Annotated in this window: 20 protein-coding genes; 10 read left to right on the forward strand and 10 right to left on the reverse strand. The window is 70.6% G+C overall.

Annotated elements, in window-relative coordinates; translation table 11 throughout:
• A partial coding sequence (locus ACFYSH_RS29725) for a family 16 glycosylhydrolase (RefSeq protein WP_388756478.1) occupies nt 1–334 on the forward strand: 334 nt, incomplete at its 5' end.
• 49 nt (nt 335–383) lie between these two features.
• Nucleotides 384–1,376, forward strand: a complete 993-nt coding sequence (locus ACFYSH_RS29730) for an aldo/keto reductase (protein ID WP_359471599.1) — start codon at nt 384–386, stop codon at nt 1,374–1,376.
• Nucleotides 1,377–1,385: 9 nt separating this feature from the next.
• On the opposite strand, the gene ACFYSH_RS29735 is transcribed toward ACFYSH_RS29730, so the two are convergent.
• The 3 genes from ACFYSH_RS29735 to ACFYSH_RS29745 all read right to left on the reverse strand — a co-directional run bounded on the left by ACFYSH_RS29735 (nt 1,386) and on the right by ACFYSH_RS29745 (nt 4,001).
• The gene (locus tag ACFYSH_RS29735) at nt 1,386–2,567 is read right to left on the reverse strand and encodes a serine/threonine-protein kinase (RefSeq protein ID WP_388756549.1); all 1,182 of its coding nucleotides are present in this window, start codon (nt 2,565–2,567) and stop codon (nt 1,386–1,388) included.
• Nucleotides 2,568–2,808: 241 nt separating this feature from the next.
• Entirely contained in the window at nt 2,809–3,498 is a 690-nt protein-coding gene (locus ACFYSH_RS29740; RefSeq protein ID WP_359471595.1) for an HAD family phosphatase, read from the reverse strand.
• Between the two features lie 23 nt (nt 3,499–3,521).
• Complete coding sequence (locus tag ACFYSH_RS29745) at nt 3,522–4,001, reverse strand: Lrp/AsnC family transcriptional regulator (protein ID WP_359471592.1); 480 nt, start codon at nt 3,999–4,001, stop codon at nt 3,522–3,524.
• Between the two features lie 345 nt (nt 4,002–4,346).
• Here ACFYSH_RS29745 and ACFYSH_RS29750 point away from each other — a divergent pair, with 345 nt between their 5' ends.
• Nucleotides 4,347–5,432 carry an amidinotransferase gene (locus ACFYSH_RS29750; protein ID WP_388756483.1) on the forward strand — a complete coding sequence of 362 codons (1,086 nt, stop codon included), beginning with the start codon at nt 4,347–4,349 and terminating at the stop codon, nt 5,430–5,432.
• Between the two features lie 67 nt (nt 5,433–5,499).
• Here the strand turns inward: ACFYSH_RS29750 and ACFYSH_RS29755 are convergent, their stop codons facing one another.
• The 3 genes from ACFYSH_RS29755 to ACFYSH_RS29765 all read right to left on the reverse strand — a co-directional run bounded on the left by ACFYSH_RS29755 (nt 5,500) and on the right by ACFYSH_RS29765 (nt 10,054).
• Entirely contained in the window at nt 5,500–7,155 is a 1,656-nt protein-coding gene (locus tag ACFYSH_RS29755; protein WP_359471590.1) for an SMP-30/gluconolactonase/LRE family protein, read from the reverse strand.
• 5 nt (nt 7,156–7,160) lie between these two features.
• On the reverse strand, nt 7,161–8,990 hold the full coding sequence (locus ACFYSH_RS29760; RefSeq protein ID WP_359471588.1) for an NAD(P)/FAD-dependent oxidoreductase: 1,830 nt from the start codon (nt 8,988–8,990) through the stop codon (nt 7,161–7,163).
• Between the two features lie 296 nt (nt 8,991–9,286).
• Nucleotides 9,287–10,054, reverse strand: coding sequence for an SDR family NAD(P)-dependent oxidoreductase (locus ACFYSH_RS29765; RefSeq protein WP_359471586.1), 768 nt, complete (start codon nt 10,052–10,054; stop codon nt 9,287–9,289).
• 174 nt (nt 10,055–10,228) lie between these two features.
• On the opposite strand from ACFYSH_RS29765, the gene ACFYSH_RS29770 reads away from it, so the two are divergent.
• The 4 genes from ACFYSH_RS29770 (at nt 10,229) to ACFYSH_RS29785 (ending at nt 14,318) form a co-directional block, all read left to right on the forward strand.
• Nucleotides 10,229–10,873, forward strand: a complete 645-nt coding sequence (locus ACFYSH_RS29770; RefSeq protein ID WP_388756552.1) for a TetR/AcrR family transcriptional regulator — start codon at nt 10,229–10,231, stop codon at nt 10,871–10,873.
• Nucleotides 10,874–10,957: 84 nt separating this feature from the next.
• Nucleotides 10,958–11,383, forward strand: a complete 426-nt coding sequence (locus tag ACFYSH_RS29775; RefSeq protein WP_359471582.1) for a hypothetical protein — start codon at nt 10,958–10,960, stop codon at nt 11,381–11,383.
• A 257-nt stretch (nt 11,384–11,640) separates the two neighbouring features.
• Complete coding sequence (locus ACFYSH_RS29780; RefSeq protein ID WP_359471580.1) at nt 11,641–13,152, forward strand: FUSC family protein; 1,512 nt, start codon at nt 11,641–11,643, stop codon at nt 13,150–13,152.
• 95 nt (nt 13,153–13,247) lie between these two features.
• Nucleotides 13,248–14,318 carry a lactonase family protein gene (locus tag ACFYSH_RS29785; RefSeq protein ID WP_359471684.1) on the forward strand — a complete coding sequence of 357 codons (1,071 nt, stop codon included), beginning with the start codon at nt 13,248–13,250 and terminating at the stop codon, nt 14,316–14,318.
• Nucleotides 14,319–14,402: 84 nt separating this feature from the next.
• On the opposite strand, the gene ACFYSH_RS29790 is transcribed toward ACFYSH_RS29785, so the two are convergent.
• Complete coding sequence (locus ACFYSH_RS29790; RefSeq protein ID WP_359471578.1) at nt 14,403–15,326, reverse strand: hypothetical protein; 924 nt, start codon at nt 15,324–15,326, stop codon at nt 14,403–14,405.
• Between the two features lie 138 nt (nt 15,327–15,464).
• Entirely contained in the window at nt 15,465–16,481 is a 1,017-nt protein-coding gene (locus tag ACFYSH_RS29795; RefSeq protein WP_388756488.1) for an N-acetylglucosamine kinase, read from the reverse strand.
• A 118-nt stretch (nt 16,482–16,599) separates the two neighbouring features.
• Here ACFYSH_RS29795 and ACFYSH_RS29800 point away from each other — a divergent pair, with 118 nt between their 5' ends.
• Nucleotides 16,600–17,277, forward strand: a complete 678-nt coding sequence (locus ACFYSH_RS29800) for a uracil-DNA glycosylase (RefSeq protein WP_359471574.1) — start codon at nt 16,600–16,602, stop codon at nt 17,275–17,277.
• Between the two features lie 24 nt (nt 17,278–17,301).
• Here the strand turns inward: ACFYSH_RS29800 and ACFYSH_RS29805 are convergent, their stop codons facing one another.
• Entirely contained in the window at nt 17,302–18,387 is a 1,086-nt protein-coding gene (locus ACFYSH_RS29805) for a WD40/YVTN/BNR-like repeat-containing protein (RefSeq protein WP_388756491.1), read from the reverse strand.
• A gap of 160 nt (nt 18,388–18,547) precedes the next feature.
• A complete protein-coding gene (locus tag ACFYSH_RS29810) occupies nt 18,548–19,606 on the reverse strand; it encodes a LacI family DNA-binding transcriptional regulator (RefSeq protein WP_359471570.1) in 1,059 nt (352 codons plus the stop codon).
• Nucleotides 19,607–19,820: 214 nt separating this feature from the next.
• On the opposite strand from ACFYSH_RS29810, the gene ACFYSH_RS29815 reads away from it, so the two are divergent.
• Together ACFYSH_RS29815 and ACFYSH_RS29820 are read left to right on the forward strand one after the other, a co-directional pair.
• Nucleotides 19,821–21,065 carry an extracellular solute-binding protein gene (locus ACFYSH_RS29815; protein WP_359471682.1) on the forward strand — a complete coding sequence of 415 codons (1,245 nt, stop codon included), beginning with the start codon at nt 19,821–19,823 and terminating at the stop codon, nt 21,063–21,065.
• 2 nt (nt 21,066–21,067) lie between these two features.
• Entirely contained in the window at nt 21,068–21,997 is a 930-nt protein-coding gene (locus tag ACFYSH_RS29820; protein ID WP_359471567.1) for a sugar ABC transporter permease, read from the forward strand.
• Nucleotides 21,998–22,001 lie beyond the last annotated feature (4 nt).

Raw genomic sequence — 22,001 nt, forward strand, 5'->3', positions numbered from 1 at the left:
CACCGTCCACGGCACCCTGCACGGCCCCGGCTACTCCGGCAGCGGAGGCATAGGCGCGGGTTACACCCTGCCCGGCGGGCAGGCGTTCGCCGACGACTTCCACACCTTCGCGGTGGACTGGGCCCCCGGCTCCGTCACCTGGTCCGTCGACGGCACCGTCTACCAGCGCAGGACCCCCGCGGATCTGAACGGCAACGCCTGGGTCTTCGACAAGCCGTTCTTCCTCATCCTGAACCTCGCCGTCGGCGGCTACTGGCCGGGCGATCCGGACGGCAGCACCAGCTTCCCGCAGCGACTCCTCGTCGACTACGTCCGTGTGACCACCGGCGACTGACACGGACGCGGACCGGCGGCCACCCCGCCGGTCCGCGTGCCGACGTAGCATGATCCGTATGGAGCAACGCACACTCGGCAGGACCGGCCGTGACGTCTCGGTCGTGGGGCAGGGCACCTGGCAGCTCGGCGGGGACTGGGGCGAGGTGAAGGAGGCCGATGCCTTCGGCGTCCTCGACGCCGCCGTCGAGTCGGGAGTCACCTTCTTCGACACCGCGGACGTGTACGGCGACGGGCGCAGCGAACAGCTCATCGGCCGCTATCTGAAGGACCGGCCGGACGCGGACGTCTTCGTCGCCACCAAGATGGGCCGCCGCGCCGAACAGGTTCCGGAGAACTACGTCCTCGACAACTTCCGAAGCTGGAACGACCGTTCACGCGCCAACCTCGGCGTGGACACCCTCGACCTCGTGCAGCTGCACTGCCCGCCCCCTGCCGTCCTCTCCTCCGACGCCGTGTACGACGCCCTCGACACGCTCGTCGCCGAGCAGCGGATCGCCGCCTACGCCGTGAGCGTCGAGACGTGTGCCGAGGCGCTCACGGCCATCGCGAGGCCGGGCGTCGCGAGCGTCCAGATCATCCTCAACCCGTTCCGTACGAAGCCCCTCGACGAGGTGCTTCCCGCAGCCGTCGAGGCGGGCGTCGGGATCATCGCGCGCGTGCCGCTCGCCTCCGGGCTGCTGTCCGGGAAGTACACGGCGGACACGGTCTTCGCTCCCGAGGACCACCGCACGTACAACCGCCACGGCGAGGCGTTCGACCAGGGCGAGACGTTCTCCGGCATCGACTACCCGACTGGCGTGGCCGCCGCCGCGGAGTTCGCCGGGCTCGCTCCCGCGGGCGTAACCCCGGCGCAGACGGCGCTGCGCTGGATCATCCAGCAGCCCGGCGTCACCAGCGTCATCCCCGGGGCGCGTTCGGTGGAGCAGGCCCGTGCCAACGCGTCGGCCGCCGCGCTCCCGCCGCTCACGCAGAGCACCCTGGACGCGGTGCGCGACCTGTACGACCGCCGGATCCGCGCGGAGGTCCACCCGCGCTGGTGAGCCGACGGCTCAGTCGTCCTCGCCGTCCCCGCCCGGAGCGGAACCCGCCGTCGGTCCGGTCGGCGGGGGCGACTCGAGCCCGGCCGTCGGCGAGGATCCGGGATCCGGGGTGTCAGCCACCCCGGTGTCCGGTGCGAAGAGGACCGTGCCCAGATACACCGCCGCCAGGAAGGCGATCGTCCCGGCCACGGCGCTCGCCACGCGCGGGCGGCGGCGGATGGCCTCGCCCGTGCTGATCCGCCGCGTCGTGGCCGATCTGGCCGCCGCTCTGGACACCCGGGGCGCGGGAGCCGCCCGTCTGCGGCCGGTGGCCTGCGGCAGCCGGTACGTGGCGGAGCCCCCGGCAGTCGGAGCGCCCGGGACCGGTGGGACCGTGACCGGGGCAGCGGGGCGCGGGGCGGCCGGCGCGTGCTGCGGCAGTGGCTCGGGCCGCCCGCGCCAGGCATCCGTACGGAACCAGTCGGAGACCTGCTGCGCGCTCGGCCGCTCCTCGGGCTGCTTCGCCAGCAGGCCCAGCAGATACGAATCGAAGGCGGGGGAGATGTCCACCCCCCGCTGCCGCACCGGCACCGGGGGAGTGTCCACATGCTGGTAGAGCGTCGCGGTAGCCGTGTCCGAGCGGAACGGCGGCTGCCCGACCAGTAGTTGGTAGATGACGCAGCCGAGGGAGTACATGTCCGACGCGGAGTCGGCCGTACGGCCGAGTGCTCGTTCGGGGGCCAGGTACAGGCTCGTACCGACGATGTGGCCGGCCGTGGTCAGAGCCGTCGAGGGGTCGTCGACGAACTGGGCGATACCGAAGTCGCCGATCTTCACCGACCCGTCGGCGTCGACCATCAGATTGCCGGGCTTGATGTCACGGTGGACGATGCCCTGCCGGTGCGCCGCGGCCAGGCCGGCGGCGGCCTGTTCGGCGATACGGGCGACCTGCTCGGGAGGGACCGACTCCTGAGCCTCCAGCAGATCGCCGAGGCTCCTTCCCTCGACGAGCTCCATCACGAGGAAGAAGCGGTCCTCCCAGGAGCCGAAGTCGAACACGGCTACCAGGTGAGGGTGGCTCAGACGCGCGGCCGTCTGGGCCTCGAGGCGGAAGCGCGCGGTCGACGAGGCATCGGCCTGGTCGCCCAGCAGGAGCTTCACAGCCACGGCCCGCCCCAGCACTTCGTCCGTGGCGCGCCACACCTCACCCATACCGCCACGGCCGATGGGGGATATCAGCCGGTACCGTCCAGCAACCAGCACCTGTGCACACCAATCTCGAATTGTGGCCCGCTCCGACTGCCGCGGCGGCGACCTCCTCGGGCTCATCGCCTCGGTACGGTGCGTCGGGGTGCGCGGCATGATCAGGATATCCGTCCCCCGGACCTCCTCTCGCCCGGCCGGAGCGTGGGGCGTCCGATCCGGCCAACCGATGTGCGGGACCGGCCTGTTCTCACGTGGTGGAAAGCCAGTCGAGCACGGCGGTAGCGGTGAACTCCGCCTGTCCGCCGGGGAACAGCAGCTCCGCCCTGCCGAACGCCGCCCCGTCCGCCGCCGCTGCGGCGTCGGGAACCGCGACACAGCGCATTCCCGCCGCGTGAGCCGCCCGGACGCCCGGGACGGCGTCCTCCAGGACCACACACGAGTCCGGCGCCACACCGAGTCGCCGGGCGGCCTCCAGAAACACATCGGGCTCCGGCTTTCCGTGTGCCACCTCCTCCGCGGAGACGTAGAGGGGGAGGTAGGCGTCAAGACCCGTGACGGCGAGCGTGGCGGCGATCGCCGCCCTGGACGACCCCGAGGCCACCGCCATCGGCACCCCGTCCGCGTGCAGCCGCTCGACGAGGGTACGCATCTCGGGGAACACGGTGGTGGAGGTCCCGGCGAGCTCCAGGTACACGGCGTTCTTGCCGGCGAGCAGTTCGTCGACCGGCGCCTCGATGCCGTACTCCTGGCGCAGGACGGTGAGGGTCTCACGGGTGCCGATCCCGATGAAGCGGGTGTGGTTCTCCCAGCTGAAGTCCCGTACGCCGTACCGGGCGAGGAGCCGGCGCCCCGCCTCGTAGTAGTTCGGCTCGCTGTCGACGAGGGTGCCGTCGAGATCGAAGAGGACGGGCGGGGCAGCGGAGGGCGGGGTGCTCATGGCCCCAGCATGCCTGACGGTGCTCAGCCAGGGCCCGCTGCCCGCCCCACCGCCTCCACCAGGGGAAGGACCCGGTGCGCCACCCGTTCGCGCAGGGCCACATCGGTCCGGGTCCTGACGACGCCCGGGAGCTGGATCAGCTGCTGGATCACGTCCTCCAGGTGTCCGTTGTCACGGGCGACGACGCGCGTCAGGAGGTCGCCGCCCCCGGTGGTCGAGAAGGCCTCGATGATTTCCGGGACGGAAGCGAGCGCGTCGCCCACCTCGTCCAGGTGCCCCTGGGTGACCTCCAGGTGGACGAAGGCGAGTACCGGGTGACCGAGGGCCGCGGGGGAGAGGGCCGGGCCCGTGCCCGTGATCACCCCGTCCCGCTCCATGCGGTCCAGCCGGGCCTGGAGGGTGCCTCGTGCCACGCCGAGGATCCGGGCGTATTCGCGCACACTGGTGCGCGGCTGCTCGATGAGAAGCCGAAGGATGCGGGTGTCGAGGGCGTCCACCGCCATGTCCGGCTGTGCTCCTCCCGGCTCGGTGATCGGTCGCCCGACTGTACCCAGGGCGGAGCGGCGTCCGGTGACGGGCGCCGTCGACTCGCACCGCATCACGGAGGTGATCGGGTCATGGGCGTGACCGGAGGGCTCCGGCGTGTCCTGCGGGGACCGGACGCCACGTGGGGGCTGGACACCGTCTCCCTGCCGCTCCGAGTGGTGTCGCCGGGCCGGGCCCGGCCGGGAGCCGGGCGCGTGCTCTGCGGCCGGTCGGGCGTCCGTCGTTTGACGGGGCTGTCCGCGCATGATTGTTTGGGTGCTCAAGCAATGATTAAGGCCGTTTCGTCACGAAAGCGGTTGTACATGGTCCTCGCTTCGCCGGTGAACTCGCACAACGAGTGGGACCCTCTGGAAGAGATCGTCGTCGGGCGGCTCGAGGGGGCGACGATCCCCTCCGGTCACCCGGTCGTCGCGTGCAACATCCCGCCCTGGGCGGCCCGGTTGCAGGGGCTCGCCGCCGGTTTCACCTATCCGCGACGGCTGGTCGAGCCCGCACAGGAAGAACTCGACGGGTTCATCGCGCTGCTGGAGTCCCTCGGCATCACGGTGAGGCGCCCGGACGCGGTCGACCACCGGCGGCGTTTCAGCACCCCCGACTGGTCGTCACGTGGATTCTGCAACACCTGCCCGCGCGACAGCATGCTCGTGATCGGCGACGAGATCATCGAGACCCCGATGGCCTGGCCGTGCCGGTATTTCGAGACCCACTCCTATCGCGAGCTCCTCAAGGACTACTTCAGGCGTGGCGCGCGCTGGACGGCGGCGCCGCGGCCACAGCTCACCCACGAGCTGTTCGACCCCGATTTCCGACTCCCCTCGGTCGGTGAGCCCATGCGTCACCTCCTCACCGAATTCGAGCCGGTGTTCGATGCGACGGACTTCGTGCGCGCGGGACGCGACTTGTTCGTCACCCGGAGCAATGTCACCAACCGTATGGGAATCGACTGGCTGCGTCGTCATCTGGGGCCCGGCTACCGCATCCACGAGATCGAGAGCCGCTGCCGCACCCCCATGCACATCGATACGACGTTCCTCGTGCTCGCTCCCGGGAAAGTGCTGGTCAACCCCGAATACATCGACGTCGACCGGCTGCCCGACGTACTCGGCTCGTGGGACGTCCTGGTCGCCCCGGAGCCCGACCGGATCGACGACCGGCTGCTCAAGCTCACCTCGCTCTGCGGCAAGTGGCTCAGCGTGAACGTTCTCATGATCGACGAGAAGCGGGTGATCGCGGAGCGGCGCCACACAGGCATGCTGCGCGCACTCGAAAGGTGGGGATTCGAGCCGATTCCCTGCGACCTGCTGCACTACGCGCCGTTCGGCGGCTCGTTCCACTGCGCGACGCTCGACATCCGGCGTCGCGGAACGCTCGAGTCGTACCTCGACTGACCGGCCGCCGCTCCGCCGTGGCGCGTACGAGCCACCGCAGAGCGGCGAAACCACTGCCCTGATGTCGTTATGCGCGTCCGGACGGGGTCAGTCGGAGCAGGGTGCCCTCGCCGTTGGCCGACAGGACGAGCGAACCGTCCGGCGCGGCGGCGATACCGGCGAAACGACGGGCGAGCCCCGGCAGGCCGTTGGCGAACAGCGGGGGTTCGGCTTCCGGCGGGGTCGGCACAACCTGTGGGGACGAACCGATCGGCAGGTCCTCGGCCTCGGTCCAGCTCGCCGCTGTGGTGAGGGAGACCGCGCGCACCCTGCGGTGCGCGGTCTCCACCGTGTACAGCTCGTCGCCCAGGACGGTCAGCCCTTGCGGTGCGCCGAGGCCGTCGGCGACGACGGTCACCGTCGCGTCCTGCTCCAGCCTGAGCACGGCGCCCGCCTGCTCGTCACTGACGTAACACCGCCCCGCCGCGTCGAAGGCCACGTCGACCGGCCGTCCGAGCCCTTCCGCGAGGACGGTGACCTTGTCGTCCTCGGCGACGGCCAGCACCCGGCCGCCGCCCGCCTCGGCGACGACGAGCCCACCGGCCGGGCTCACCGCGATGCCCATGGGACGGTTCAGCCCTCCCGCGCGCGTCCGCATCGACCCGTCGTCGGGGTCGTAGGTGCGGACGTCCCCGAACTGAGAGGTGAGGTGGAGGAGTTCACCGTCCGCGGCGATGCCGTGGGCGAAGGGCGCCAGTACGTGACCGGTCGGCTCGCCTGGGCCGGCACCGTCACCCGGGTGTGCGGCCGGAGGGCTCGCCACCCGGTAGTGGTCGGCCGCGTACACCGTGCCGCCGAGATCGACCGTGACGCCGTAAGGACCGTCGAAGCCGCGTGGCACGAGCACCCGGGTCCGTCCGTCGGGGTGCATCTCGGTGATGCCGCCACTGGCGTAACTGGAGACGAACATCCGGTTCTCCGCGTCGAACGCCGCGTTGTCCAGTCCCGCCAGGCCACTGGTGACCAGTGTCCTGGCCCCGGTGCCGTGCAGGTCGATGCGGGTCACCCTGCCCTCCGGCCCGAGTGACAGGACATGCAGCACTCCGCCCCGGTCGAAGCGCACCGCCACCGGCCGGTCCACCTGGTCCGCGACCAACTCGGGCTCACCGCCGTCCGGTGGGATGCGCCAGATCTGCCGGCTGATCATGTGCGGGTAGTAGAGGTACCCGTCCGGCCCGCGCTGCATCGCGTTGCCCATGGCGAGACCCTCGGTGAGCACGGCCGGCTCACCGCCGTCCGGAAAGAGTTCCACCAGGCGGCCCTCGGGCTTCATCTCGTTGACGAACAGCCGGTCGCCGATACAGGTGATGCCGTTGGGGTTCTGCACCTCGTCGCTGACCAGGGAGTACCCGCCCTGCGGAGTGCGCCGCCAGACCCGGCCCGGGACCAGATCGGCGATGTACATCGAGCCGTCCGCCGCGAAGGCGAGGTCGTCCGGTGACTGCACCGGCCCTCCCGCCGGAACGACGACGTCGAGGTCGCCCCGCGCGAGATCGACCGCGCTGATCCTGCCGCCCAGGAACTCGGCGACGTACAGCCGCCCGTCCGGGCCGAACGCGATGCCGTTGGATCCCCACAGCGGGTTGGCCGGGTTGAGCCTTTCGGCCGTTCGGTGGCCGCTCGCCGGGGTGGTCCCGTCGAACCTGCTGGGAAAAGCGGCCCCCTGCTCGTCCGTTGCGCGCACCGTCGTCACTCCGCCCCGGCCAGGACGTCGTCCATGCCGTCGCCCTCGCGCCAGTTTCTGAGCAGCTCGTGGAAGGCCACCGGGCCGTCGCCGAAGGATTCGCTGCGCGCCCGGGGCCTGCCCTCGTTGTTGTAGTACCCGGGGGTGCACTCCGCCTGGAACGCGTGCAGGCTCGGCGCCTTCCGGCGGATCGTGGCCACCCACTGTTCCTGTGCCTCGACGGTGGGCTCGACGCGCCGGGACCGGCGCCTGTGGGACTCGGCGACGACCTCGGCGACGTGCGTGGCCTGTTCGTCGAGGATGTGGACGTAGTTGACGGAGCTGGCGTTCTGCAACGGGCCGAGTTGGAAGAAGTTCGGGAAACCGTGGCTGTAAAAACCGTGGAGCGTCTTCGGGCCCTGGGCCCAGGTTTCCAGCAGGGAGATCCCGTCCCGTCCGTACACCGGGAGCTTTCCGGACATCACGCCGGAGATGCCGACCTCGAACCCGGTCGCGAAGATGATGCAGTCGACCTCGTACTCGACGCCACCGACCACCACGGAGGTCTGGGTGATGCGCTCGACCCCGTGGCTGTCAGCGGTGTCGACGAGGGTGACGTTGGGACGGTTGAAGGTCTGGAGATAGTGATCGCTGAACGTGGGCCGCTTGCACATGTAGCGGTACCAGGGCTTGAGCTTCTCGGCCGTCTCGCTGTCCTCCACGACGGAATCCACGCGGGCGCGGATCTCGTTCATCTTCTGGAAGTCGGCGATCTCGTACGCCTGCTCGCGTTCCTCGGCCGGAACATCGGCGTAGGCGTCGGTCGGGATGAGCTTCTCCTGCAGGCGCGCCGTGCTGGTCCAGGCGTCGTTCACCAGGTCCTCGTCGACCGGGTTGCCGGTCACGACCTTGAGGAAGTTCTCCATCCGTCGCCGCTGCCAGCCGGGCGTGAGCGACCTGACCCATTCCGGGTCGGTCGGCCGGTTCTCGCGGACGTCGACCGAGGAGGGGGTGCGCTGGAACACGTACACCTGACGTGCGTCGGCTCCGAGGTGCGGGACGACCTGAATGGCGGTGGCGCCGGTACCGATGAGTGCCACACGCTTGTCGGCGAGTCCCACCAGGCCGCCGTCCTGGTTGCCTCCGGTGTACTCGTAGTCCCAGCGGCTGGTGTGGAAGGTGTGACCCTTGAAGTCCTCGATGCCGGGAATGCCGGGCAGCTTCGCCTGGCTGAGCGTTCCGCTCGACACCACCACGTAGCGGGCCCTGATGCGGTCACCGCGGTCCGTGGAGACAGTCCACTCCGCCGCGCTGTCGTCCCACCGCAGTTCGGTGGCCTCGGTCTGGAAGCAGGCGTCGCGGTAGAGGTCGAAGTGCCGCGCGATCGCCTGCGAGTGCTCGCGGATCTCCTCCCCCGGCGCGTACTTCCACTTCGGGACGTAGCCGACCTCCTCCAGCAGGGGCATGTAGGTGTAGGCGTCGATGTCGCAGTGGATGCCCGGATACCGGTTCCAGTACCAGGTGCCGCCGAAGTCCCCGCCCTTCTCGATCACCCGGATCGATCGGACACCGGCCTGGCGCAGCCGGGCCGCGGCGAGGAGACCACCGAATCCACCACCGATGATCACCGCGTCGACCTGGTCCCGCAGGGGTTCCCGCGTGAGGTGCGGGTCGGCGTAGGGGTCGGCGTCGTAGTAGCCGAACTCCCCGGCGGCGCTCCGGTACTGGGCGCTGCCGTCGGGCCGGATCCGCCTGTCGCGCTCCGCACGGTACTTCAGACGCAGCTCATCGAGGTCGAAGCCCACATCGTGCGTGGCGGCGCCGTCGGGTGTGGGTGAGGTGTGGGGGGAGGGCATGCAGGGCCTCGTTCCTCTGGGGATGGGATCAGTGGCGTTGTCGTCGTACGTGCGCCGACCGGGTGCGGAACAGGTCGGGGAGGAGCTCCTTGCCGGTGCGGATGCGCGGTCTCCCGCAGGCTACGAGAGGCTGCGCCCGGGGGTTTGATGAGTAACTCCCCCTGTTCCTCGCGCTACTTGCGTCAAGGCACGCACCGCAGAAGTGCATGATACACATTATGTGGATGATGCATACTCGGGTGCGGAGGGCCGGCCGGTCCCGGCCCACCCTCACGCCGCCGCCGGGTGACGGTTACTCAGACCGCGGACCAGCCGTTGTCGACGGGGAGGATCGCGCCGTTGACGTTGCTCGCGGCGTCGGATGCGAGGAAGACGATCGCCGCCGCCTGCTCCTCCGCCTGTGAGGGTGCGCCCACGTTGCCCATGTAGGGGGCGAGGGCGGCGGGCCCGTCGGCTTCCCGGTCGGCTTCGACCCGGATATTGGTGATGGTGCCGCCCGGTGCGATGGCGTTGGAGCGGATGCCCTTGTCGCGGTACATGACCGCCAGGGACTTCGTCAGGCCGGCGATGCCGTGCTTGGACGCCGTGTACGCGGCACCCGCCGCGCTGCCCCGCAACGAGGCCTCGGAGGCGGTGAAGACCACGGCGCCCTTCCCGGCGGCGAGCATGTGCGGCAGTACCGCCCGTGTGAGGCGGAACGGGGCCGTGAGGTTGATGCCGATGACGCGCTCCCACTCGTCGTCGCCGGTGTCGGCCGCCGCCGACATGCTGTCCATGACCCCGGCGTTGTTGATCAGGACGTCTATGCCGCCGTACTCCTCCATCGCCGTCGCCGCGACCCGGTCGATGACGGTCTGGTCCCGTAGGTCCCCGATCACGGTCACCGCGGTCCCGCCGGCCTGCTTCGCCTCTTCGGCGACGGCGCGGGCGGCCGAGTCGTCGACATCGGCGATCACGATGCGCGCGCCCTCCTTCGCGAACAGCAGGGCGGTTGCCCGGCCGATGCCTGACCCGGCGCCGGTGACGATGATGCTGCGGCCCGGGCCGTCGCTGATGACGCTCACGTGGTGGCTCCTCGTTCGATGACTGAGCAGGCACGTTACCTTTAATGGCGTACTGCGCCAACCAGGCGAATGGTGCCAGAAAAGATATCGCTACGATGGGCGCAGTGGAAAGGAAGGTGGCCGAAAACCGTGGGAACCGTGCACGCCGGAGTGGCGCAGGACCCTGCCCCGGTCATCGTCGGAGCCGATGCCGAGGCCGGAAGCGGGGGCGGAGCCCGCCTCGGACGTCCTCCGCTGACCGAACGCCGTAAGGCCGCGACCCGGCTGGAGATCGCCCGTGCGGCCGTACGTCTCTTCGCCGAGCGGGGCGTGGCCGCGACGACCGCCGACGAGATCGCCGCCGCCGCGGGAATCTCCCCGCGGACCCTGTGGCGCTACACCTCGTCGAAGGAGCTGTGCGTCAGCCCTCTGCTGACCTACGCGCTCGACTTCGTCACCGCGCTCATGAGGTCGTGGCCACGGGACCGGCAACTGGTGGAGGCGGTGGTAGGGCCCCCGTCCGCGTTCCCGGACATGCCCGCCGGACCCGAAGCGGAAGCGCTGCGCGACCTGGTCCTGCTCACGCGCACCGAGCCCGGACTGCGCGCCGTATGGCTCCAGGTGCACCACGACGCGGAGCTGGTCTTCGCCGAGGTCATCGCCGAGCGAGCGGGACGCGGACCCGACGACCTCGAGCCACGCATGCAGGCGACCCTGCTCAACAGCACGCTCCGCATCGCGGTGGAGCAGTGGGCGTGGAGCGCGGACCCGCGGCCGCATTCGCTGTCCCGCACCATCCACCGCGCGCTGGCCATCGCCCGGTCGGGCCTGTCCGGCTGAGAGGCGGCGCCCGCCGGGGGCCAGAGGCTCCGGACGTGTCCGCTCGCACGGCTCGTCGTTGACCACCACATGAACCTTCGGTCCATGTCCCTCGTACTCGTTGCCCTACTGGGCGCGGCCGGTTGCGTCTCCGTCGAGGCCGGAGGCGGGAGGCCGGCTCCCGTGGCCTCCGTGAGCCCCGGCAACGCCCCAGCCGCGCAGACGTCCACGCCGCCCACCGCGCCCCCGGCCGTCCATGACGCCTTGGGCAAGGCCGAGGAGCGGCCGGAGCGCGCGAGCGAGAAGAAACGGAAGAAGGAGGAGGGAGCGCGAACGCCGGCCCGGCGTCCGGACGCCGGGGCGCCACCGGTCCACGAGGAGGTCCGGAGCGGGCTACGACGCGTGGCTCCCGCGCCGCCCGAACCGCCGCGCCGCGTGCAGCCGCACGACATGCGCGCCGTCTGCGCGACGGGCCAGGGGGTCGCGCCCCCCGAGATCGTCGAGCTGTGCAGCACCGCGTACGGACGCTGAGGGTGCGACACGGGCCCCGGATGTCGGTGCCGGCCCCGGTCGGAGGTGCCGTGCCCGCCGCTGGTCCGGTCCGTTCCTGACGCGCGCCGGACCAGCCATTGGCAGAACCCTGGTACACCTTTAGGAGGATCGAATGAGCCAATGGCTCAGTGCGTCGGCCGACTGTTGAGCCAGTAGCCGCAAGCGTGGTGTGATGGTCCCGTCGATGGCGCTGCGGATTCCGTGGCGCCCTTTTTCATGCGAAGGGGCGGGCAGAAGTGCTGAAGAGGGCGTTCGTGGCTCCGGACCCCGGAAGGCTCCGGCTGCGCCACGCGACCAGGGCCGTCCTCGGTATCGGACTGGCCGTCGTCCTGTGCGGCCTGGCCGGTCACTCGCTCGCCGGCGCCGTCACGGGCGGGCTCGCGGCGCTGCTGGCTCTTTTCACGGTGACCGACCCCACCGTGCGTGGGCAGGCCCTCACGACGGCGCTCCTGCCCGTGGCGGGGCTTCCGGTGCTCGCCCTGGCGGCGGCGCTGCACGACTTTCCCGTGGCGCGTGACCTGGCCTTCCTCGCGGTCATGGGCGTGGGTGTCCATGCCCGGCGATGGGGGCCGCGCGGTCACTCGCTCGGGGTGTTCGCCTTCATGGCCTTCTTCGTCACCCAGTTCCTCCACACCCTGCCCGAGCAGCTGCCCGAGCTGTACTCCGCCGTCCTGCTCTCGCTGCTCGCCTCGTCCGCCGTCCGCTTCGGCCTCTGGTGCTACGAGCGACGACTGCCCGCCGCCGCCCTGCTCGCGCCCGTGCCCGGTCGGGGGCTGGCCCGGACGACCACGCGTCAGGCGATCCAGGCGACAGCGGGCGGGGCGCTCGCGCTGCTCGCGGGCCAGCTCCTGTCCGGGGAGCGCTGGTACTGGGCCGTGGGCGCCACCTGGTGGGTCTTCGTCAACACGGCCTCACGTGGCGAGACACTGGTCCGTGGATTCCGCCGGGTGCTGGGAACCCTCGCGGGCATCCCCGTCGGGCTGTTCGTCGTCGCTCCGCTGCACGGCGCGGCTCTGCCGTCCGCGGTCCTGGTGGCCCTCGGCGTCTTCGGCATCTTCTACACCGCGGCCGTTTCCTACACCTGGATGATGTTCTCGGTGACGGTCCTCGCGGGAACGCTCTACGGCCTGCTCGGTGTCCTCGACCCCGCGCTGCTGGCGCTGCGCCTCACGGAGACCGGCGTCGGCGCGCTCGGAGCGATGGTGGCGGTGCTCCTGATCCTGCCGGTCACCACCCACGCCACCACCGATGCGTGGATCCAGCGGGCCCTGCGCTGCGTGCACGCCTGCACGGCGGAGGCCGCCGCACGCCTCGCAGGCTCGGCGACCGCCGACCCCGCCCCCAGGGTCGCCGAACTGGAGGCGCTCCTCGGGCGGGTACGGCTGTCGCTCGGCCCGTTGGTGCATCCGCTGAGTCCGTTGCGCGCCCGTAAGGCACGAGCCACACAGGTCCTCGCGCTGCTCGACGTCTGCGTACGCGAGGTGCGGGGCCTGGCGTCCGTCGCGGCGGACCCGGAGGCGTCACACGACGCCCGTCTCGCTGCTGCCTGCTGGCGCGTGGAAGCCTCGGTGGAAGCACTGACCGCACCGGCGCGCAGGCCCCGAGCCACGGCGGCGTGCGCCGACGTACAGCTGCCCGCCGGTGCGGCCGAACCCGCGCTGGCTCACCTGCACAGCCTGGAGAGGGCGCTCGCCGAACTCGCCGCCCCCCTGCACAGCTCCCCGCGCGCTCCGCTGATCGGCGCCTGACTCCCTACCGCACACCCTTTTCGGTCCGGACCGAAAAGGGCTGCCTGCTACCGTCGGCCGGGAAGATCGTGACGGACGTGAAGAGGGGTAGCGCGATGGGCGCCGACCACGCACAGCGGGCATTCATAGGGTCGTTCACCTCGGCGGGCGGCCGTGGCATCACCGTCGCCTCCGTCGACCGGGACACCGGGGCGCCGTCGGTGCTCGCGTCCACGGACGTCGTGGCCGACCCCTCGTTCCTCGCGGCCGGCCATGCTCCTGGGACGGGTGGCACCGTGCTGTACACGGTCAGTGAGACCACGGACGGCGCGGTCGCGGCATTCGGTATCGACGACGACGGCACGCCGCGGCTGATCGGAGAGGTGCGGTCTGTCGAGGGGAGCAGCCCCACCCACCTGGCCCTCACGGCGGACCATCTGCTGACGGCCAACTACGGCTCCGGCAGCGTCACCGCGCTTCCCGTACGCGACGACGGTGCGATCGGCACGGCGACGGCCGTGCTGAGGCACGAGGGCAGCGGTCCTGACGAAGGCCGGCAGTCGGGCCCCCACGCGCACCAGGTGCTGGCCGACCCGTCGGGGAACTGGCTCCTGAGCGTGGACCTCGGTACGGATTCCGTACGCGTCTGTGCGCTCGACCCCGCTACCGGCTCCCTGCGGCTGCACGCCGAGACGGCGCTGCGGCCCGGTACCGGACCCCGGCATCTCGCCTTTCACCCGTCCGGGGGGCACGTCTACGTCCTGAACGAGCTGGAGCCGACTGTCACCGTGTGTCGCTGGGACGCGGCCGGCGGCCTGCTGGAACCGCTGGGGGAGACGCAGGTGCTGCCCTACGACCACGACGAAGGCGATGCCGTGCGCACGTACCCGTCGGAGCTCGTGGTCTCGCACGACGGCCGGTTCCTGTGGACCGCCAATCGCGGGCACGACAGCATCTCCGTCCTCACGCTGGACGAGACCGCCGAGAAGCCCGTGCTGGCGGCGGCCGTGGGCTGCGGCGGACGCTGGCCCCGCGATCTCACCCTCGACCCCACAGGACAGTGGCTGTACGTCGCCAACGAGCACTCCGGAAACGTCAGCTGGTTCGCCGTGGACGCGGAGACGGGTGTCCCGGCGCACGCGGGCTCCGTCGAGATCCCGGCCGCCTCCTGCGTGGTCCTCGCCTGACGCCGGGGGCCCCGCCGCGGTACGGGGCGCGGACCGGAGAGATCCCGGTCCGCGCCCCGTACGTGCGGGCACCGGTGGCGCGGATCAGTGCGCCGGGGCTCCCTGCGGCGTCGCCGGAGTGATGCCCAGCGTCGTCGCGTACAGCGAGAGCACGAGCTTGCCGATGGCCGGGTACGCCCCGAGCGGCTCGGCGGTCGCGCAGCCGGCCTCCTTCGCGGCGGCGTCCAGGAGGCCTGCGTCGATCTCCGGGCCCACCAGGTAAGGCGCGAGGGCGAGCTGCGCCGAGCCGGAGTTCTGCAGCTGTGCGGCGATCGAGGCGACCGAACCCTCCACGTCCAGGGCGGCGGCCATCACCGGCACGGCGAGACGGGCGGCCAGCAGCATGCCGGTGATCCCGGCGGCTTGCACGGCCTCCTCGCCGCCGACCGTGACCAGCACGATGCCGTCGGCCGCGGTCGCCACGGTGAACAGCCGCGCGCGGTCGGCGCGTGCCAGGCCGGCCTCCGAGAGACGTACGTGCAGGGCTTCGGCGAGCAGCGGGTGCGGACCGAGTACGTCGGTCAGCTCCACCTGTGTACCGCTGTCCATGACGGCCTGCCGTATGCGCCGGACCAGGGCGTTGTCCGGCCCCGCGAGCAGCGGCACCACGACGGCGGACGGGCCCGAGGGCTCGGCGACCTCGCGGCCCGCGGCGGTGGCCTGCTCGTAGCGCGCGGTGCGTTCGGCGGCGGCATGGGTGAGTACGGAGGCCAGCGTGGGATATTCGGCGTCGTCGCCGTCGAGGTAGCCGATCTGCGCGTTGAGACCGGGCAGCTCGGAACGGGCGATGCTGATCACTTCCTCGGCCAGGCTGCGCGAGGCCGGGGAAGGAGTGCCGGGAAGGGCAAGAACGAGGGCGGCAGCGCCCTCAGGTGCGACCACGGGCTCCGGGCGGCGGTGCCGTCCGGACTGGCGAGGTCGCGGCATTCGTACAGGCAGGCCGGAAGCGGGCCCAGTGGGGGTGCTCATGGCGCCGCATGCTACTGGTTTTGGGTGCCCCTCTGTTCGGGGAGGGGGCGGTCAGGCGTTATCTGTCCGTATATGTCTGTTGAGCGGCATAGCGGGCAACTGGCCTGTTCCGTCCGGACGGATGATCGCTCGAATCGACTACGTTACTCCCGGTAGGAACAACAGGGCCGGGTGGGGTGGCAGTCGCAGTCCGGGACCGGCGAGAGCCCGGGCGATCTCCAGTGCGCCCTGCAGCGGATCACCCTCCGCCGCGACCACGTGCGCCTGTGGTACCTGCTGGGCCAGTTCCCTGCGCAGCGGCCCGAGAAGAGGCTCACCCATGCGGAACAGCCCGCCGGTCAGAGCGATTTCACAGCCGTCGGGGTGCGATCCCGAGGGGGCGGGGCACACCGCGTTCGCCGCTTCGGCGATGTGTGCCGCAGCCTGTGCCAGGATGCCCGCCGCGACCTCGTCCTCGAGGGCGCAGTTCCCGACCTCAGGGGCGAAGGAGGCGAGCAGCGCGGGACGGTCCGTACGCGGGTAGAGCAGGCCCGGGAGGCCGGCGACCGGCCCGAAGACAGCCTCGAGCCGCGCCAGCAACGCCGGCGAACCGCCGCGTCGGCCGTCATGGGACCGCATCGCCGCGTCGAGCCCTGCCCGGCCGATCCAGGCGCCGCCGCCGCTGTCACCCAGCAGATGTCCCCACCCGTCCGCCCGGCGCCACGTCGAGAGGTCGGTTCCGAGCGCGATCAGACCGGTGCCCCCCGCGACGACCGCCCCGGGCCGCTGCCCCAGCGCCCCGGCGTACGCGGTCACCGCGTCGGCGGCCAGGGCCACCCGCCGTATGCCCAGCGCGTCCGCGAGCGCACCGGGCAACCGGGCGCGCAGCTGGTCACCGAGCGTCGCCATTCCCGCCGCGCCGATCGCCGCGGCGGTGACGGCCGTCCCGGGTCCCGTCTGCTGCAGGAGCCGACGGACCGCCGGCAGCAGCTGATCCAGCAGATGCCCGGCGTCGATGCCGTCCGGGCCCGTCCGCACGGGCTCGGCGCAGACGGCGGTGAACGGCGGAGGTCCGGCGGTCACCGGTCCGAGCGCCACCCGCAACCCTGTCCCGCCCGAGTCCACCCCGAGGACCAACGAGTCGGCGCGGGCTGCGGACGAATGGCGGGACCTCATGGACGGACTCCGGAACGGTGGAGGACTGACTGGCCACGAGCGGCACCCTATCCCTCGACCTCCGCCCCGTGGGGTCACATGATCACTCCGGTTCCGGTGGGCCGGTAGAGTGACGACCGTGGCAGCGCGACCGTTGAGTGAACTTGTGGAGCCCGGGTGGGCCGAGGCGTTGGGGCCCGTGGCCGGCCGGGTCGCGGCGATGGGGGACTTCCTCCGTGCGGAGGTAGGTGCCGGGCGCACCTACCTGCCGGCGGGGAAGAACGTCCTCCGCGCTTTCCAGCAGCCCTTCGACGAGGTACGCGTCCTGATCGTGGGTCAGGACCCCTATCCGACCCCGGGCATGGCCATCGGGCTCAGCTTCGCGGTGGCGCCCGACGTGCGGCGGCTGCCGGGCAGCCTGGAGAACATCTTCAGGGAACTGCACTCCGACCTCGGCGTTCCCAGGCCTTCCAACGGCGATCTGACGCCCTGGACACAGCAGGGCGTGCTGCTGCTCAACCGGGCGCTGACCACGGCGCCCGGCAAGCCGGCCGCGCACCGGGGCAAGGGCTGGGAAGAAGTGACCGAGCAGGCCATCCGTGCCCTGGTCGCACGGGGCAAGCCGATGGTGTCCGTGTTGTGGGGGCGGGACGCACGCAACCTACGGCCACTCCTCGGCGACCTGCCCGCGGTCGAATCCGCCCATCCTTCGCCCATGTCGGCGGACCGCGGCTTCTTCGGCTCGCGGCCTTTCAGCCGCACCAACGACTTCCTGGTCCGTGCGGGGGAACGCCCCGTGGACTGGCGGCTGCCGTGAGCAGGTGTCGGGCGGCAGCCGCAGTCAGCTGAGCACCGCCGCTCTCACGCACAGCACATCGGGCAGATGTGAGACCAGCTGCTGCCAGCTGTCGCCGTCGTCCGCGCTCGCGTACACCTCGCCGTTGCGGTTGCCGAAGTAGACCCCTGCCGGGTCGGCGTCGTCCGTGCAGAGCGCGTCACGCAGCACCGTGCCGTAGTGGTCGCGGTCCGGAAGGCCCTGGGAGAGTGGCTCCCAGGTCTCTCCCGCGTCCTGCGTGCGGAAAACCCGACAGCGGTGTCCGGCCGGGACGCGGTCCGCGTCGGCGTTGATCGGGAAGACGTAGAAGGTGTCCGCGCGGTGCGGGTGCGCGGCGGCGGCGAAACCGAAGTCCGAGGGCAGACCGGTGCCGATGTCCTTCCAGTGCCTTCCGGAGTCGTCGCTGCGGAACACGCCCCAGTGGTTCTGCAGATAGAGCCGGTCGGGATCGGCCGCGTCCCGGGTCACCTTGTGCACGCACTGGCCGAACTCGGGGTCGGGCTCCGGCAGGAAGACGGCGGAGACGCCCTTGTTGGACGGCGACCAGTGCTCGCCGCCGTCCTCGGTGCGGAACACTCCCGCGGTGGAGACGGCGACGGTCACCGCACGGGCGTCACGCGAATCGGTCAAAATGGTGTGCAGCCCTTCGCCGCCCCCGCCCGGCACCCACTTCGACCGTGTCGGGTGCTCCCAGAGCGGGCGGACCAGCTCGAAGGACTCGCCCCGGTCCTCCGACCGGAAGAGCGCGGCCGGCTCGGTCCCCGCGTAGACGACGTCCGGGGCCTCGGGGCCGGCGGGATGCAGCTGCCAGACCCGCTCCAACGAGGCGTCGGTGAACTGCGGGAACCTCACCGCGGGTTGTTGCGGCTCCACCCAGGTCGCGCCCAGGTCGTCGGAGTGGAAGACCGAAGGACCCCAGTGGGCACTGTCGCCGCCGACGAGCAGCCGGGGCGACCGTCCCCGGGTGTCGATGGCGATCGAGTAGATCGCCTGCGCGTTGAAACGGGGATCGCCGAACGTCCACCTGCCGCCGTTTCTGCGGCCGATGAAGAGTCCCTTGCGGGTACCCACGGTGAGCAGTACATCGGTCATGACAGGACCTCCCGAAACGTCTTTGTGCCGGATGAGGGCCAGTCTGCACCGAGCCACTGACAGTGGCCGGGTGATGCGGAGTCGTCGCAGGTCGCAGCGGTCGTGGCAACCCGCGGGCCATGGCGCGGGACGGCCGGTCGCGCGTCGGGACCCGGCCCGCTCAGCGCGCCGGCGGGGCCGTGCTGCTGCGGACCACCAGGCTCGTCGCCAGGTCGACCCGGGTCGTCGCAGGTTGCTTGCCCCGGCCGAGGTCGAGGACCAGACGGGCCGCGGTCTCGGCCATCTCTATGAGCGGCTGGCGCACCGTCGTGAGCGGCGGACCGATCCAGCGGGTCAGCGGGAGGTCGTCGAAACCGACCACGCTGAGGTCTTCCGGAATGCGGAGCCCCAGTTCGCGCGCTGCCTCGTACACGCCGAGGGCCTGGAGGTCGTTCCCGGCGAAGACGGCGGTGGGCGGTTCCGGCAGGCGCAGCAGCTCCAGCGCCGCCGTGTAGCCGTCCTCGTGATTGAACTCCCCCTCGCGCACGAGCTCGGGATCCATCGGGACGCCCGAGGTCTCCAGAGCGGCGCGATAGCCGTCGAGCCGCGCACGGCTGCACATCATGCGGGTCGGGCCACCGACGATGCCGATCCTCCGGTGGCCCAGGCCCGTCAGGTGGCGGGTGGCGGCAAGACCGCCCTGCCAGTTGGCCGCCCCGACCGAGGGGATGTCATCGCCGGGGTCACCCGCCGGATCGACGACGACGAACGGGATGGAACGGCTCGTCAGCTGCGCGCGCTGTGCGGCGTCGAGGTCCGAGAGCACCAGGATCACTCCGGCCGGGCGGCGTGCGAGAACACCGTCCACCCAGGTCTGGCCGGGAGTGAGCCGGCCCGCGCTCTCCGAGAGGACCAGGCTCAGACCCTCCTCCCTCGCGACGTTCTCGACACCCCGGACGACTTCCATCGCCCAGGCGCTGTCCAGCTCGTGGAAGACCAGGTCGATCAGCTGGGACTGCTGGGAGGCTCCCCGCCTGCGGCGGTAGCCGTGCCTCGACAGCAGTTCCTCCACCCTCGTGCGCGTACCGGGGGCGACATCGGCGCGGCCGTTCAGCACCTTCGAAACTGTCGGAGCCGAAACTCCGGCCGCTCGGGCGATCTCTGCCAGCGTGGCGGTGCTCTCCGACGACTCGACGCCGGACGCCTTCTCCTGTGGGGGCTGGACCTTTGCAGGGCTCATGCACGAATCGTAGCGTCCCCGGCGCCCTGCATCCGCGTCCGGGCAAGGTTCGTAAATGCTTGCTCCTACCCCCTTGACGGGCCCGAAACACGACCGTACGGTTCCGGCAACATTCGAAGGGCAAGCCGAAACATTCGACAGAGGTGCGGTCATGCGGTCGGGGATATTCGCTCAGGGCACACGTACGACGAGATGGGCTGCGGCGGGCGCGGCGATGGTCATGGCCGGGCTGCTGGCCGGCTGCGGCTCAGGGGCCAGCGGTGGCGACAGCGGGACCATCACCGCTTACGTCTACGGGGATGACGCGGTCAAGGTTCAGCAGGCGGCGGTCGACACCTTCAACAAGACCTCCAAGGTCAAGGTGAAGCTGGTTCCGGTCCCCGGCGCCGACTACGTCAACAAGCTGCGCAGCGCCATGGGCTCGCCCAACGCTCCTGACGTCTTCTACAACTGGGGCGGCGGCTCCATCAAGCCGTACGTCGACTCCGAGGACCTGGTCGACCTGACGTCGACGGTCAAGAACGACGCCACGCTCAAGGACGGCTTCATCCCTTCGATCATGACGGCCGGCGGTCTCGAGGGGAAGATCTACGGGGTTCCCATGCGCGGCATGCAGCCCGTGATGCTCTTCTACAACAAGTCCCTCTTCGCCGAGCACGGCATCGAGCCGCCGAAGACCTGGGAAGACCTCCAGGCGGCGATCAAGACCTTCAAGGCCGCGGGCATCATCCCCTTCGCGCTCGGCGGCTCGGAGAAGTGGCCGGAACTGATGTGGATGGAATACCTGCTGGACCGGATCGGCGGTCCGGAGGTCTTCAAGAAGATCCAGGACGGCGACACCGACGGCTGGGGTGACCCCGCGGTGCTCAAGACGGCCCGGACCGTCAAGGAACTGATCGACCAGGGCGCCTTCGGCAAGAACTTCAACTCCGTGGACTACGGCAGCGGAGCGGCGCCGACCCTGCTCAGCAAGGGCAAGGCCGCGATGCACCTGATGGGCTCGTGGGAATACTCGACCCAGTTGGGCAAGGCTCCCGAATTCGCCAAGAAGGACCTCGGCTGGACCACCTTCCCGACGGTGGCGGGCGGGGTCGGCGACCCGGCGAACATCGTCGGCAACCCGACCAACTACTGGTCCGTCAACGCCCGGACCAAGCACAAGGACACCGCCGTCGAGTTCCTGAAGACGATGGCGTCGAAGACCTACGCGCAGGCCCTCGTCGACAACGGTGACGTCCCCACCACGTCCAACGCTGCCTCGATGCTGAAGGACTCTCCCAACCCCCAGTTCGCTACCGACCAGTACGAAATGGTGCAGAAGGCCCCGAGCTTCACCCTCTCGTGGGACCAGGCGCTCGAATCCCAGTACGCCACGCCACTGCTCACGGAGATCAGCAAGCTGTTCGCCGGCAAGACGACCCCTGAGCAGTTCGTCGAAGCAATGAAGGCCGCAAAGTAACGATGTCCCACCACACTCCGGTCGCGAAGAGGCACGGAGACAGGAAGGCGGCCGTCGGCAACGCCGGCCGCCCCCCGGTCGCCTGGGCCGTCCCCGGAATCCTCTTCTTCGCCGTCTTCGCGATCGTCCCTCTGGCGATCGCCGTCTATCTCTCCTTCACCGAGTGGGACGGGCTCAACTCCCCGACCTTCACGGGTCTGGACAACTGGACCCGGCTGTTCAACGACTCCGAGTTCGGCCAGGCCGCCTGGCTCAGCCTCCTGCTCACCACGATCAGCTGGGTGTTCCAGACTCCGGTGGCCCTGCTGCTGGGTGTGTGGGCCGCGGGCCGCCAGCGCAGCCGTGCGTTCCTGTCCGCGATCTTCTTCATCCCGCTCCTGCTCTCCACCACCGCCATCGCGATACTCTTCCGTGCCCTGCTGGACCCCAACTTCGGCGTGATCCAGACGATCGGACCCTGGCTAGGCATCGACCCCAACGTCATGGGATCGTCCACCGGCGCCCTGCTCGTGGTGGCGTTCGTCGGCGGCTGGCAGTTCATGCCTTTCCACACGCTGATCTACCAGGGCGGCGCCCGGCAGATCCCGGAGGTCCTCTACCAGGCCGCCTCCATCGACGGTGCGGGCATGGTGCGGCAGTTCTTCCACATCACCCTGCCGCAGCTGCGCCACACGATGACGACCTCGTCGATCCTGATGATCGTCGGCTCGCTGACGTACTTCGACACCGTGCTCATCATGACCAAGGGCGGCCCCGGCACGGACACGACGATCCTGCCCTACCTGATGTACCGGACCGGCTTCCAGACGTACGACCTCGGCTACGCGGCGGCCATCGCCACGGCGCTCGTCGTCGTGGCCACCAGTATCTCGCTGATCATGGTCCGCCTCAGTGGCTTCGGGTCCATGCGGTCCACCCGGGAAGGTATGTGACGAG

This window comes from Streptomyces sp. NPDC005791 (assembly GCF_042871485.1).
GTDB lineage: Bacteria > Actinomycetota > Actinomycetes > Streptomycetales > Streptomycetaceae > Streptomyces.